The organism is Nocardioides sp. 1609, from assembly GCF_004522105.1.
GTDB lineage: Bacteria > Actinomycetota > Actinomycetes > Propionibacteriales > Nocardioidaceae > Nocardioides.
In genome coordinates this window covers 131,414-144,982 of the sequence record NZ_SPUJ01000007.1, presented here as the reverse complement: position 1 = coordinate 144,982, position 13,569 = coordinate 131,414, and the positions used below count along the sequence as shown (strand labels likewise).

Annotated in this window: 11 protein-coding genes; 7 read left to right on the top strand and 4 right to left on the bottom strand. The window is 76.3% G+C overall.

Annotated elements, in window-relative coordinates:
* Positions 1–114: 114 nt before the first annotated feature.
* Together E4623_RS19305 and E4623_RS19300 are read right to left on the bottom strand one after the other, a co-directional pair.
* Positions 115–1,704: a glycerol-3-phosphate dehydrogenase/oxidase gene (locus E4623_RS19305; protein WP_134768206.1), complete on the bottom strand. Its 1,590-nt coding sequence runs from the start codon at positions 1,702–1,704 to the stop codon at positions 115–117.
* Positions 1,701–2,294 carry a TetR/AcrR family transcriptional regulator gene (locus E4623_RS19300; RefSeq protein ID WP_134768205.1) on the bottom strand — a complete coding sequence of 198 codons (594 nt, stop codon included), beginning with the start codon at positions 2,292–2,294 and terminating at the stop codon, positions 1,701–1,703. The genes E4623_RS19305 and E4623_RS19300 overlap by 4 nt, the downstream gene beginning before the upstream one ends.
* 17 nt (positions 2,295–2,311) lie before the next feature.
* Between E4623_RS19300 and E4623_RS19295 the strand changes: the two genes are divergently transcribed.
* On the top strand, positions 2,312–3,937 hold the full coding sequence (locus tag E4623_RS19295; RefSeq protein ID WP_245155178.1) for an FAD-binding oxidoreductase: 1,626 nt from the start codon (positions 2,312–2,314) through the stop codon (positions 3,935–3,937).
* A complete protein-coding gene (locus E4623_RS19290) occupies positions 3,934–4,899 on the top strand; it encodes a diacylglycerol kinase family protein (RefSeq protein WP_245155177.1) in 966 nt (321 codons plus the stop codon). Before E4623_RS19295 ends, E4623_RS19290 begins: the two co-directional genes overlap by 4 nt.
* A 34-nt stretch (positions 4,900–4,933) precedes the next feature.
* On the opposite strand, the gene E4623_RS19285 is transcribed toward E4623_RS19290, so the two are convergent.
* Complete coding sequence (locus tag E4623_RS19285; protein ID WP_167736763.1) at positions 4,934–5,590, bottom strand: pirin family protein; 657 nt, start codon at positions 5,588–5,590, stop codon at positions 4,934–4,936.
* Between the two features lie 16 nt (positions 5,591–5,606).
* Between E4623_RS19285 and E4623_RS19280 the strand changes: the two genes are divergently transcribed.
* The 5 genes from E4623_RS19280 to E4623_RS19260 all read left to right on the top strand — a co-directional run bounded on the left by E4623_RS19280 (position 5,607) and on the right by E4623_RS19260 (position 12,201).
* Positions 5,607–6,983, top strand: a complete 1,377-nt coding sequence (locus E4623_RS19280; protein ID WP_209020773.1) for a GH1 family beta-glucosidase — start codon at positions 5,607–5,609, stop codon at positions 6,981–6,983.
* Positions 6,984–7,079: 96 nt separating this feature from the next.
* Positions 7,080–8,747 carry a glycosyltransferase family A protein gene (locus E4623_RS19275; RefSeq protein WP_134768203.1) on the top strand — a complete coding sequence of 556 codons (1,668 nt, stop codon included), beginning with the start codon at positions 7,080–7,082 and terminating at the stop codon, positions 8,745–8,747.
* Between the two features lie 5 nt (positions 8,748–8,752).
* A complete protein-coding gene (locus tag E4623_RS19270; RefSeq protein ID WP_134768202.1) occupies positions 8,753–9,784 on the top strand; it encodes a sulfotransferase family protein in 1,032 nt (343 codons plus the stop codon).
* Positions 9,785–9,797: 13 nt separating this feature from the next.
* Positions 9,798–10,736 carry a hypothetical protein gene (locus E4623_RS19265; RefSeq protein WP_134768201.1) on the top strand — a complete coding sequence of 313 codons (939 nt, stop codon included), beginning with the start codon at positions 9,798–9,800 and terminating at the stop codon, positions 10,734–10,736.
* Positions 10,729–12,201 carry a glycosyltransferase gene (locus E4623_RS19260; protein ID WP_134768200.1) on the top strand — a complete coding sequence of 491 codons (1,473 nt, stop codon included), beginning with the start codon at positions 10,729–10,731 and terminating at the stop codon, positions 12,199–12,201. Before E4623_RS19265 ends, E4623_RS19260 begins: the two co-directional genes overlap by 8 nt.
* A 51-nt stretch (positions 12,202–12,252) precedes the next feature.
* Here E4623_RS19260 and E4623_RS19255 read toward each other — a convergent pair whose 3' ends face one another.
* Positions 12,253–13,566 (bottom strand): UDP-glucose/GDP-mannose dehydrogenase family protein, encoded by a 1,314-nt coding sequence (locus tag E4623_RS19255; protein WP_209020772.1) that lies wholly within the window; start codon positions 13,564–13,566, stop codon positions 12,253–12,255.
* Between the last annotated feature and the right edge of the window lie 3 nt (positions 13,567–13,569).

Below are 13,569 nucleotides of genomic sequence, written 5' to 3'. Positions count from 1 at the left end.
TGCTCCTACCGACCGGGGTCGAGGGCCGCACTCATCGGTCGGCGGCCGCCGGCGGCGATGTTCCCGGCCGTTCGGGCTGTCGGAGGGCCGCTTCCGCGTCCCGGGCGGCCGGGACTAACGGGCTCGGGCGGTCGCGGCGAGGGCGAGCGCGCGCTCGGCGGCGGGGACGGCGAGGGCCCGGTCGGGCGGGACCAGGCCGACCCGGGTCCGGCGGTCGAGGAGGTCGGCGACGTCGTGCGCGCCCTCGTGGGTGACGCCGAAGACGAGCTCGGCGAGGGTCGCCGGGACGCCGTCCGCGACCGGCGCGAGGAGCTCGTCGTCGCCGAGGCGGGTGACCTCGCGGGCGGTGTCGAGCACGAGGCCGGCGTCGGTGCCGTAGCGGCGCACCAGGCGGGCCGGCTGCTCGAGGGCGGCCAGCTCGGCACGGGGCGCCGCGCCGAGGAGGGGGAGGGAGGCGGTGACGCAGGGCCCGGCGTCGAGGTGGGCGGTGGCGGCGTCGAGGGCGTCCTGGGCCATCCGGCGGTACGTCGTCAGCTTGCCGCCGACGATCGTGACGACGCCCGTGCGGCTGGTGAGGACGGCGTGCCGGCGCGACAGGTCGGCGGTCGCGCCGCGGCGGTCGTGGCGGGTGGCGGGAGCGGCGTCGAGGAGCGGCCGCAGCCCGGCGTGCGCGCCGACGACGTCGGCGCGGTGCAGCGGCCGGTCGAAGGCCGCGGCGACCACGTCGAGCAGGAACCCGATCTCGGCCTCCGACGGCGTCGGGACGTCGGGGAGCGGGCCCTCGACCGGCTCGTCGGTGAGGCCGACGTGCAGGGTGCCGTCGGGCTGGGGCAGCACCATCACGAACCGGTTGCGCGAGCCCGGGACGGGCGCGAAGACCGCGGTGGTCAGCCCCGGGAGCGTCTCGGCGCGCAGCACCAGGTGGGTGCCGCGGCTGGGGCGAAGGGTGACGTCGTCGACGAGGTCACCGGCCCAGACGCCGGTCGCATTGACGACGGCGCCCGCCGTGACCGCGCGGACCGCGCCGGTCAGCTCGTCGCGCAGCTCGACCGAGCGACCGGTGGCGGCCAGGACGCGGGCGCGGGTGCGCAGGTGGGCGCCGTGGGACGCCGCCGTGCGGGCGATCGTGGTGACCAGGCGGGCGTCGTCCTCGAGCTGGCCGTCCCACGAGAGGTAGCCGCCGGTGAGGCCGGCGGCGCGGAGCCCGGGGGCGAGCCGCAGGAGCTCGGTCGTCGACACCCGGCGCGGCCGGGGCAGCGTGTCGACCGAGGTGTGCGCGCCCCGGCGCAGGAGGTCGCCCGCGTGCAGGCCGAACGCCGTCAGCGTGCGGGTGGACCGGCTGGTCGCGGCGGTGACGGGCACGACGTAGGGCATCGCGCGGGTCAGGTGCGGCGCGGTGACCTCCATCAGGACGCCGCGCTCGACGGCGCTCTCGTGGGCGACGTCGATCTGGCCCTGGGCGAGGTAGCGCAGGCCGCCGTGCACGAGCTTGGAGGACCAGCGCGAGGTGCCGAAGGCGAGGTCGTGGGCGTCGACGGCGAGCACCGACAGCCCGCGGGTCGCGGCGTCGAGCGCGACGCCGGCGCCGGTGACGCCGAGACCGACGACGAGGACGTCGACCGCGTCGGGTGCGCCGTCGAGGCCGGCGGCGATCCGGGTCGCGGGTCGCCGGTCGCGGGGGCGGGTGCGCGGGGGCGTGCTCACGGCACCAGCGCGCGGGTCAGCAGCAGCGTCAGCTCGGCGTCGAGCGCGTCCTGGTCGACGTCGTCGTCGAGCATGGTGTGCGAGGACAGCACGAACCCGTGCGCGGCGAGGACGAGGGCGCGGGCCATCGTGGTGGGGTCGCCGGCGCGGACCAGTCCCGCGTCCTGGCCCTCGGCGATGGCGCGCTCGGTGAGTCGCAGGACGTGGTCCTGCGAGCGGCCGCGGCGCGACAGGAGGTAGGGCAGCAGCAGCTCGGGGTCGAGCTCGACGATCCGGACGTACAGCTCGTTGTGCCGCAGGGCCCGGATCGTGATGACGACCCGTTCGACGAGCCCCGCGACGCTGTCGACGCCCACGAACGCGTCGCCGGTGCGGTTGGTGGCGACGATCGTCATCCACTCGCGGGTCATCAGGTCGCCGAGCAGGGTGGGCATGTCGGCCCAGGTGCGGTAGATCGTCATCCGCGACACCCCGGCGCGGCGGGCGACCTCGGTGAGGGTCGTGCGCCGCCACCCGACGTCGAGGATGCACGCTCGCGCGGCGTCGAGGAAGCCGCTCTCGGACAACGGGATGTGACGAAGTGACGTCATATGTCACACTGTAACACGTGAGCCCCACCGAGATCCCGTTCGTCCAGTCCGAGATGCACCCCACACGGTGGGGCGCCCCGTCGTCGGCGGCCCCGCTCCCCGAGGCGGCGCGCGGGCTGGTCGAGCTCGCCTTCGGGCTCGACGAGCAGCCGACCAGGACGGGTGCCCTGCCGAGGCCGGGCCTTGCCGCGGACCTGGTGGCGTCGCTCCGCGCCGTCGTCGGAGCCCGGCACGTCCTGGACGACGACGAGACCCGCCGCCTCCGCACCCGCGGCAAGTCGACCCCCGACCTGCTGCGCGCCCGGGCCGGCGACCTGTCCGACGCCCCCGACGTCGTGGTCCGCCCCGGCGACCACGAGGAGGTCGCCGCGGTGCTCGCCTGGGCCGTCGAGCACCACGTCGCCGTCGTCCCCTTCGGCGGCGGGACGTCGGTGGCCGGCGGCCTGGTCGCTCGGCGTGAGGGCTTCGCCGGGCTGGTCTCGCTCGACCTGGTGCGCATGAAGCGGCTCCTCGACGTCGACCCGGTCTCGATGACCGCGGTGCTCGAGCCCGGCCTGCGCGGCCCGGAGGCCGAGGCGCTGCTCGCCGCCAAGGGCCTGACCCTCGGGCACTACCCGCAGTCGTTCGAGTACGCCACGATCGGCGGCTTCGCCGCCACCCGGTCGAGCGGGCAGTCGAGCGCCGGCTACGGCCGCTTCGACGCGCTCGTCGTCGGGCTGCGGGTCGCGACCCCGCGCGGCGAGATCGCGCTCGGCAGCGCCCCGGCCAACGCGGCCGGCCCCGACCTGCGCCAGCTGTTCCTCGGCTCGGAGGGCGCGTTCGGCGTCATCACCGCCGTCACGGTGCGGGTCCGCCGCCGGCCCGCGCGGACGACCTACGAGGGATGGCGCTGGCCGTCGTTCGACGCCGGCGCCGAGGCGATGCGCACCCTCGCCCAGGCCGGCCTGCTGCCGACCGTCCTCCGGCTCTCCGACGAGGACGAGACCGCGATCAACCTCGCCCACCCCGACGAGGTGGGCGGCGCGGCCGGACGTGAGGCCGGCGCCGAGGCCGGCGGGGCACCGCCCGGTGGCTGCCTGATGATCGTCGGTCACGAGGGCGAGCCGGACGTCGTCGCGGCCCGGCGGGCCGCGGTCACCGGCGTCCTCGAGGGGCTCGGCGGCACGGCGCTGGGCGAGGGGCCCGGCGCGGCCTGGGTGCGCGGCCGCTTCGGCGCGCCGTACCTGCGCGACTCGATGCTCGACGTCGGCGTCCTGGTCGAGACGCTCGAGACCGCGACCTTCTGGTCCAACCGCGCCGCGCTGTACGCCGCCGTCAAGGAGGCGCTGACCACCTCGCTCGGCGACGGTGCGATCGTGCTCTGCCACGTCTCGCACGTCTACGAGACCGGTTGCTCGCTCTACTTCACCGTCGCGACGAGGGCGGGCACCGACCCGCTGCCGCGGTGGCTCGCGGCCAAGGCGGCGGCCAGCGACGCGATGATGGCGGCCGGGGCGACGATCACCCACCACCACGCGGTCGGCACCGACCACAGGCCGTGGCTGACCCGGGAGATCGGCGAGCTCGGTGCGTCGGTGCTCCGGGCGGTCAAGACCGACCTCGACCCGACCGGGATCCTCAACCCCGGCGTCCTGGTCCCGTGACGAGCACCCCGGGCGACCCGGTGACCCGCTCGTTCACGTTCCTCGTCAACCCCGCCTCCGGCGGCGGCGCGGCACCCGGCGCGGTGGTCCCGGTGGCCCGCCTGCTCCGCGACGCCGGCGCGACCGTCGACGTCACCTACTCGCCGGGTCCCAGGGCGATGACCGCGCTCGTCGACGCCGCCGTCGCGCGCGGCGACGTCGTGGTGTCGGTCGGCGGCGACGGGATGCTGTCGTCCGTGGCCGGTGCCGTCGCGACCGCGGGCGGCACCCTCGGCGTGCTGCCGGCCGGACGCGGCAACGACTTCGCCCGGATGCTGGGGCTCCCCGACGACGCCGAGGGTCAGGCCCGCCGGCTGCTCGACGGCGACGTCCGGCACGTCGACCTGATCGCCTGGACGCCGCCCGGTGGCCCGGTGCGCCACGTGGCGGGCTCGGTCTACGCCGGCGTCGACGCGCGCGCCGGCGAGATCGTCGACCGCGCCCACCGGCTGCCGCGCACGCTCCAGTACCCGTACGCCGCGCTCCGCGCCCTGGCGACCTACCGACCGGCCCGGTTCCGCGTGTCGGTCGACGGACGCTGCCACGAGTACGCCGCGGCCTGCGTCGTCGTCGCCGGCTCGGCCTACTACGGCAAGGGCATGCGGATCGCGCCGGACGCCGTGCTCGACGACGGCCTGCTCGACGTCGTCGTCATCGAGGCGGCCTCGCGCCCGGCCCTGGTGCGCTCGTTCCCGAAGGTGTACTCCGGCGCCCACGTGCACCTCGACGCGGTGACGGTGCTCCGCGGTCGGCGGATCGAGCTGGCCGCCGACCCGACCTCGGGCCCGGGCGTCCCGGTCGGGGGCGACGGCGAGCCGCTCGGGCTGCTGCCCGCGCTGAGCGGGTCGGGCGGGCCGGGCGGGCCGAGCGGGTCGCCGGCCGTGGCCGAGGTGCTGCCCGGCGCGCTGGCCGTGATCGGCTGACGGGTCCGCCACCGGGCGGCGAGGTGTCAGCGGCTCACGCGAAGGCCCACACGAGCAGCTCGGTGTCGACACCGGCGGTGACCTCGTGGGCCGGCTCGTCGGTGAACCGGAACGCGTCGCCCTCCTGCAGCGGCTCGGCGAGCGAGCTGCGGAGCAGCGCGCCGCGGACGACGTACACGTGCAGGAGCGGCGCGGCGGGCAGGGTGCCGGTCTCCCCGTCGGAGAGCCTGACCACCGTGAGCCGGGCGCCGGGGAGGTCGACGCCACCGCCGTCGGCCCGGTCGACGCCGTCGAGCACGTCGTAGGACGCGGCGTCGGCCGCGCGGCCGTCGTCGTCGGTCAGCCAGGTCTGCACGAACCGCGTCGGCCCCTCGTCGGCGACCTCGCTGTGGTCGGTGCCGTCACCGGTGTGCAGGACCGCGAAGCGGCCGGCGCCGACGACGGCCGACCCGGTCGGGCCGGTGTGCCGGAGCGCCCCGCTGACGACGTAGGAGACGATCACCAGGTTGCTGTGCCGGTGGGTGTCGAAGCCCCGCCCGGGCCCGAGCAGGTGGTCGTCGTGACACACCATCGGCCCGAACCGCAGGTTGTCGGGGTCGTACGTCGAGCCGAACGAGAACGAGTGCCGGCTCAGGCGACCCGTCTCACGCTCGACGGACCGGCCAGTTCCGCGACGGATCTCCACACTCACGGGCATCATTGTGCCCGTGCCAACCCCCGACACCGGTGGTCGCCCCGAGTCGGACGCCCCACCCACGCTGCCGCCCGGATTCGTCCTGGGCGTCGCGACGTCGGCCTACCAGGTCGAGGGGGCCACGGCCGAGGACGGGCGCGGCCCGTGCATCTGGGACACCTTCAGCCACCAGGCCGGGCGCATCGTCGACGGCAGCACCGGCGACGTCGCGGCCGACCACTACCACCGCGTGCCCGAGGACGTCGGCCTCCTGGAGCGCCTCGGCGTCGGCGGGTACCGGTTCTCGGTCTCCTGGTCGCGCGTCATGCCGACCGGCCGCGGCCCGGTCAACGAGGCCGGCCTCGACTTCTACGACCGGATGGTCGACCGCCTCCTCGAGGCCGGGATCTCGCCGATGGCGACGCTCTACCAGTCCGACCTGCCCCAGCACCTCGAGGACGACGGCGGCTGGCTCAACCCGGCGACGGCCCGCGCGTTCGCGGAGTACGCCGCGGTGGTCGGCGCGCGCCTCGCCGACCGGGTCGAGTCGTGGGTGCCGGTCAACGAGCCCAACGTCGGCGCCATGCTCGGCTACGGGCTCGGCACCCAGGCGCCGGGCTACGCCCTGCACTTCGACGCGCTCCACGTCTGCCACCAGATGCTGCTCGCGCACGGCCACGGCGCGACGGCGCTGCGCTCGGTGGGAGCGCGCTCCGTCGGCTGCGCCAACAACCACGCCCCCATCTGGCCGTCCTCGGAGGACCCCGCCGACGTCGGGGCCAGCAAGCTCTTCGACTCGCTGTGGAACGGGCTGTTCATCGAGCCCATGCTGCTCGGTCGCTACCCCACCGACCTCGAGCCGCTGGTCGAGGAGCTCGTCCAGCCGGGGGACCTCGCGGCCATCCGGGTGCCGCTCGACTTCTACGGCGTCAACTACTACAGCCCGATCCGGATCGCCGCCGCCCCGCAGGACGCGCCGATGCCGTTCGAGGTGCACGAGCTGCTCGGCTACGACCGCACCGACCGCGGCTGGACCATCGTCCCGGACGCCCTGCGCGAGTGGCTGATCACCTTCCGGGCGCGGTTCCGCGCCGCCCTGCCGCCGATCGTGGTCACCGAGTCGGGGGCTGCGTTCAACGGCGAGCCGGACGCCGACGGCGTCGTGGACGACCAGGCGCGGATCGACTACCTGGACCAGCACCTGCGGGCGATCGCGAAGGCCGTCGACCGGGGCGTCGACGTCCGCGGCTACTACGTGTGGTCGCTGCTCGACGCCTTCGAGTGGACCGAGGGCCTGAGCCAGCGCTACGGCCTCGTGCACGTCGACTTCGACACCCAGGTCCGCACGCCGAAGCGCTCCTTCGACTGGTACGCCGCCCTGATCGCCGCCCAGCCCCGGTCGATCGGCTGACCCCAGCGGGACCACGCGCCGACCCGGCAGCCCAGCCGACCGAGTCGGTCATGTGTCCGGTCGAGCCGGTCGCCGCTGGGGCCCTACGGTGGGCCCATGCCCGACCCGCACCTCGTCGACGCCGTCCACGCGGTCCTCGCGGCCGCGCGCCGGCCGGCGCTCGTGGTCACCGACCTCGACGTCGTGCTCCCCGACGGGGACGTCGCCCGGATGGCGCCCGGCGCGGTCAAGCCCGACGGCCAGTTCCGCACGGTGCTCCTGGTCGTGGCCGACGTCGCCGACCTGCGGCGCCAGGCCCGCCGGGCGCACGGCGTCGGCTGGGCCCGCGAGGTCGGTGTCGTCGTGGCCGATCCCGGCCCGCGCCCGACCGCGCCGACGCTGCGGGCCCACCCGTCGTGGCCGCCGCTGACGTCGGTGGAGGCAGGTCCGGGGCACGCCCGGTTCGAGTTCGACCGCCGGCTCGCCGCGGGGCCGGTGCTGGCGGCCCTCGCCCGCGCCGCGGGGGGTGCCCTCGACGGCCCCCGCGCCGACGACGGCCACCTGGGCGTGCGCGCGCTGCCGCCCGGCACGTCGTACGTCGACCCCGCGGCGAGGCACCCGCCCGACGTCGTCGTCGACCCGCCCGAGCCGCCGGTGGTCGCCGAGGCGACCGGGCGGCGTCCGGTGGTGCTCCGGGCCGTCGAGGCCCCGGAACCGCTGGACGAGGCGGTCTACCGACCGACGGGCTTCCGGAGGCGGTGGACCCGAGCCGTGGTCGACCTGCCGGCCACGAGCGTGCTCGGTCCCGGCCTCGTCGACATCCTCCGAGACGCCCAGGGGGTCCGGCCCGCACCCGGTCACGACCCGCGTCTGGCCGCCGGCCTGCTGATGTGCGGCATCCCGGTCGTCGGCGTCCCCGACGGGGTGCCCGAGGAGCGGGTGGCGGACCTCGACGACCCGCTCGGCCGTGAGGAGGTGTCGGTGCGGCTGCGGCGGGGCGCGCTCACCCGGCACTCCGCGGCCGGACGCCGCGCCGCGCTCGCCGGGCGCGCCGGCGTCCGCGGGGCGGGGGAGCCGTCGGTGAGCGTGCTGCTGCCGGTGCGCCGTCCGGAGCTGCTCACCCATGCCCTCGCCCAGGTGACCCGGCAGCGCGGGCACGACGTCGAGCTGGTGCTGGTGACGCACGGCTTCACCCCCGACGCCGACCGGGTGCGGGACGCCCTGGGTGGCCCCGGGGCCGTCCTGGCCCACACCGTCGTGACCGCGACCGCCGACACCTCGCCCGGCTCGGGGCTGCCGGGCATGGTGCTCGAGGCCGCGGCGCGGGCGTCCGGCGACGTCGTCCTCGTGCTGGACGGCCACGACTGGTACGGCCCGGACGTCGTCACCGACCTCCTGCTCGCCCGCCGCTACAGCAGCGCCACCGTGGTCGCCGCCCCCGCCGAGACCTGTCACTCCCCGTCCGACGACGTCACCTGGCGCCGTCCGACGGCGACCGAGACCTACCTCGGCGCGGACGCCGGACGGGTCGGTCCGACCTACCTGCTCGACCGCAGGCTGCTGCGCCGTCGCCCCGGCGGGGGTCCCGGGGCCGACCCGGTCGACGCCGTCCGACGCGCCGGCGGCACCGTCTACCGGACCCACGGCCTGGGCCACGTGCGCCGTCACGACGGCGCGCTCCCGACGCTCGCGGCGGAATCGTCCCGCCCCGGGTTCCGGCCCGGCTCCCTGCTCGAGGTGCCGTCGACACCGGGCGGGCCACGCCCGGTCGATGGCCTACCCTGAGCGCCGTGGACGACCAGCCGACCCGACGACGCCTGGTGCTCGTGCTCGGCGCGGAGGGCAGCGGCGGCGACGCGCTCGCGGGGACGCTGCGCACCCTCGGGATGCGCGTGCCGCAGCGGGGTGCCGACCCCGCTGCTCCCGGCGAGGTGCCGCGCTGGGTGGCCGACCTGCACGACGAGCTGCTCCAACGGTGCAACGTCGACGCCGACGACGCCCGCCCGTCGGCCTGGTTCGACACCGGCAGGCTGGCCCACCTCGAGCCCCTGCGCGTCCGGGTGCACCGGTGGCTGGAGGAGCGCTTCGTCGCCGACGGCCCCGAGCTCGTCCTCCGCGATCCCCGGCTCGCCTGGTTCCTCGGCGTCTGGCGCTCGGCGGCGCTGCGCTGCGACGCCGACCTGTCCTGCGTCACGGTGCTGCGCCACCCGGCGGCGAGCGTCGCGCCGGTGGGCGGCGCCGACCACGACGCCGACGACGTCCCGGTGGTGGCCGGCTGGGTCAACGCCCAGCTCCACGCCGAGCGGGCGACGCGGGGCTCCGCGCGCGGCTTCGTCCGCCACGACGACCTCCTCGCCGACTGGACCGTGCCCGTGGCCGGGCTCGGCACCGCACTCGGCCTGCGCGCCGTCCAGGAGGCCGGGGCCAACGACATCCGCGCCGTGCACACCTACCTCCGGGGCGACGTCCCCACCGCCGGCCGCGCCTGGGACGACGTCGACCTCCCCGCCGGGCTCCGCGACCTCGCCGACCGCACGTGGGACGCCCTCGGCGAGCTCGTCGAGACCCCGGACGACGCCCGTGTGCTCGCCCGGCTCGACGGCGTGCGCGCCGACTACACCACGACGTACGACCAGGCGGCCGCGCTGGCGCGGTCGAGCAGCCGGGCCGCTCACCGCGCCGGGCTCGTCACCCTGCCGACGCCCGAGCGCGCCGTGGTGGAGCGCGGTGCCGACCGGGTGCCGCACAGCGTGCGGGCCGCCGTCCCGGCCGGGCTGCGGCGCCGGCTGCGACGGGTGCTCGACCGACCGGGCAGCGACTGAGGGCCGGTCGACGATGCCGACCCCGGGAGCCGACGTCCCGTGCCGCGAGGGCGACCCGACCTACGACGTCCGGTGGCCCTGGAACGCCGCCGCCCCCACCCGGCCGGCGCCGCCCGGGCTCACGTGCGTGTTCCGGGTCCGCGACGAGGCTCGCAACCTGCCGTGGGTGCTGCCACCGGTGCTCGCGGCCGTCGACCACGTCGTCCTCGTCGACAACCGGTCCGGCGACGGCACCGCCGAGCTCGGCCGGCGCGTGGCCGCCGAGGCGGGGGCGAGCGATCGCTACACCGCGCTCGAGTACCCCTTCGAGGTCAGCCGCGCCGGGCACGACCACCTGTTCACCCCGCCCGACTCGGTCCACTCGCTCACGCACTTCTACAACTGGTCCTTCAGCCACGTCCGCACCAGCTACTCGATGAAGTGGGACGGCGACATGGTGCTCACCCCCGAGGGCGTCTCCGTCCTGCGCGACCTGTCCTGGCAGCTGCCGGGCAGCGGCGCGGTCGTGCTGGTGCCGCGGCACCCGCTGACGGTCGTCGACGAGACCGAGGCGTGGATCGACCTCCGGTCGCGCTTCCTCGAGCCGTGGATCTACCCGATGGGACCGGAGTTCACCTTCGTCAAGGCCTTCGAGTGGGAGGTCCGCGAGTTCCCCGCGACCTCGGAGCGGATCGTCGCCCCCGAGGGCCTGTGCGTCGAGCTGAAGTGGCTCGACACCGACGAGTTCGCCCACTGGGCGGAGGTGGAGGCGCTCGAGCAGCGCCGGGTCCGGCGCAAGCAGCGCGAGCGCGAGGTCGTCACGGCGCTGCGGGAGGGACGCGGCGCGGAGGTCGCCGACCTGCACCGGATCGTCGCGCCTCCCGGCGTCCACGTCGTCGACCACGTGGTCGACACCTGGCTGCCGCAGGCCCGGCGGCCCCTGGTCGGCCGCCCCGGACGCCGGGATGGCTGAGCCGACCGCGCTGCCGACGCCGGTCCGCCGCTTCCTGGACCGCCCCGGCGGCGGCCACCTGCTCGCCGCGACCAGCGGGCCCGGCGTCCACGCGCGGGTCGCCGTGGTCGGCGCGCCCCGCGGCGGCGCCTGGCCCGCCGGCGTCCTGGCACGCGAGATCGGCCTGCACGGCGGCGACGGTGCCGTGGCGCTGGTCGGGCGGCCCGAGTGGCCGGCGCTCACGGCCGTCGGGTCGCGCCGGGTCGAGGGCGCCTGGTGGACCGTGCTGCGCTTCGCCGCGGACGTCGACGTGGCCGCGGTGGTCGTCGAGGTCGGGCGCCAGGCGGTGTGGGGCGACCGGGCCGGCGCGAGCGGCGTCCTCGTCGGCGCGGGTCCCGGCGGCATCGGCCCGTTCGACGAGCGCGTCCTCAACCCGGCCGGGTTCGTCCCCGCCGCCGACGGCCCGGTCGTCGACGTCGCCGGCCTCGGGGAGGTGACGGCCGCCGTCGTGACCGCGGTGCGTCCGGCAGCCGCGGTCGTCGTCCACACCTGGGACGCCGCCGCCACCCGTGCCGCCGCCGCGCTCGCCCTGGCCGGCGTCCCGGTCGTCGCGAGCAGCGCCCCGGACGAGCTCGGAGCAGCGCTCCGCGACGCGATCACCGCTCCGGTCGACCTCGCCGACGTCACGGCCCGCGAGGAGCACAGCGTGCTGCTGCGCCGGGCGGCCTTCGACCGCTTCTCCACCCTGGCCCGGCGATCGGGTGGCGCTCCGGCGCACCCGAGCGTCAGCATCCTGCTCGCCACGCGGCGCGCCGACATGCTCGACTTCGCGCTCGCGCAGGTCGCCCGTCAGCGCGGGGTCGGGTCCCTCGAGCTGGTGCTGGCCCCGCACGGGTTCGACGTCCCGGCCGCGCGCGTGCAGGACGCCGTGGGTCCGGGCACCACCGTGCAGGTGCTGCCCCAGCCCGCGACCACGCTGTTCGGCGACGTGCTGCACGCGGCGTCCCGTGCGGCCCGGGGCGACGTCGTCCTCAAGATGGACGACGACGACTGGTACGCCCCCGACGTCGTCGCCGACCTGCTGCGCGCCCGCGCGTGGTCGGGCGCCGAGATGGTCGGGATGCCGGCCGAGCTGCACTACCTCGCCGAGGCCGACCTCACCGCGAAGCGCGGCCACCCGGTCGAGGTCTACACCTCGTTCGTCGCCGGGGGGACGATGCTGGTCGACCGGATGGCGCTGCGCGACGCCGGCGGGTTCCGGCCGGTGCGCCAGTGGGTCGACGCCCAGCTCATCGACGCCCTCGACGCGATGGGGGCGGCGACGTACCGCACCCACGGCCTGGGCTACGTCCTGCGCCGCAACGCGACCGGCCACACCTGGCAGGCCGACCTCGACTACCTGCTCGACCCGGCGCGCACGATCGCGACCTGGCCGGGGTTCCGCCCGTCGCGGCTGCTCGAGCCCGACGCCCGCTGGGCGCCCTGACGGCCGGTCCGGTCAGCCGGCGGCGGTCCGCCTCGCAGGCTCGAACCCGGCCTACCTCGTGCCGAGGCCCCGTGCCACGAAGCCGGCGGCTCGCCAGGCGGGGAGGTCGAGCAGGTTGCGGCCGTCGAGGAGGCGACGGTGCGCCATCACCGCACCGACGTCGGCAGGGTCGACCGCACGGAACTCCGGCCACTCGGTGAGGTGGAGCAGCACGTCGGCGTCGCGCGCGGCGTCGACGGCGGACTCGGCGTAGCGCAGGGTGGGGAACCGTGCGGCGGCGGTCACCGACGCCTTCGGGTCGTAGACGGTGACGTGGGCGCCGGCGAGGTGCAGCTGCCCGGCGATGCTGAGCGCGGGAGAGTCGCGGACGTCGTCGGAGTCGGGCTTGAACGCGGCCCCCCACACGCCGATCCGGGCGCCCAGCACCGAGCCGCCGAGCATGCCCTGGACGATCTCGGTGGTGCGGGACCGCTGGCGCTGGTTGATGTCGTCGACCTGGCGCAGGAACGACATCGCGTCCTCGACGCCCAGCTCGCCGGCGCGGTGGACGAACGCGCGGATGTCCTTGGGCAGGCAGCCGCCGCCGAACCCGACGCCGGCGTTGAGGAACCGCCGGCCGATCCGGACGTCGTGGCCGATCGCGTCCGCGAGGGCGACCACGTCGGCGCCGGCGGCGTCGCACACCTCGCCGACGGCGTTGATGAAGGAGATCTTGGTCGCCAGGAACGCGTTGGCCGAGACCTTCACGAGCTCGGCGGTGGCGTAGTCGGTGACCACGAACGGCGTTCCGGCCTCGGCCATCGGCGCGTAGAAGTCGCGCAGCGCCCGCTCGGCACCCTCCGACGGGACGCCGAGGACGATGCGGTCGGGTTCGAGGGTGTCCTTGACCGCGAAGCCCTCGCGGAGGAACTCCGGGTTCCACACGAGCTCGGCGTCGGCACCGGCCGGCGCCAGCTCGGCGAGCAGCGCGGCCATCCGGGCGGCGGTGCCGACCGGCACGGTCGACTTGCCCACGACGTGCGCCGGGCGGGTCACGTGCGGCGCCAGCGACCGCACCGCCGCCTCGACGTACGAGACGTCCGCGCCGAGGCTGGAGGCGAGCTGGGGCGTGCCGACGCACACGAAGTGCAGGTCGGCGAAGGCGCCCGCCTCCTCGTAGGAGTCGGTGAAGCGCAACCGGCCGGTCGCGACGTGCTTGGCCAGCAGGTCCTCGAGACCGGGCTCGTACATCGGGACCGTGCCGGCGGCCAGCGCCGTCCGCTTGGCGACGTCGATCTCCACGCCGAGGACCTCGTGGCCGAGCTCGGCCATGCAGGCGGCGTGCGTCGCGCCGAGGTACCCACACCCGATGACTGTGATCTTCACGGC

Excerpts from the sequence above, each read along its gene's own strand:
- E4623_RS19300 (WP_134768205.1), bottom strand. The coding sequence starts at position 2,294 with ATGACGTCACTTCGTCACATCCCGTTGTCCGAGAGCGGCTTCCTCGAC.
- E4623_RS19275 (WP_134768203.1), top strand. The coding sequence starts at position 7,080 with ATGCCCGACCCGCACCTCGTCGACGCCGTCCACGCGGTCCTCGCGGCC.
- E4623_RS19265 (WP_134768201.1), top strand. The coding sequence starts at position 9,798 with ATGCCGACCCCGGGAGCCGACGTCCCGTGCCGCGAGGGCGACCCGACC.
- E4623_RS19260 (WP_134768200.1), top strand. The coding sequence starts at position 10,729 with ATGGCTGAGCCGACCGCGCTGCCGACGCCGGTCCGCCGCTTCCTGGAC.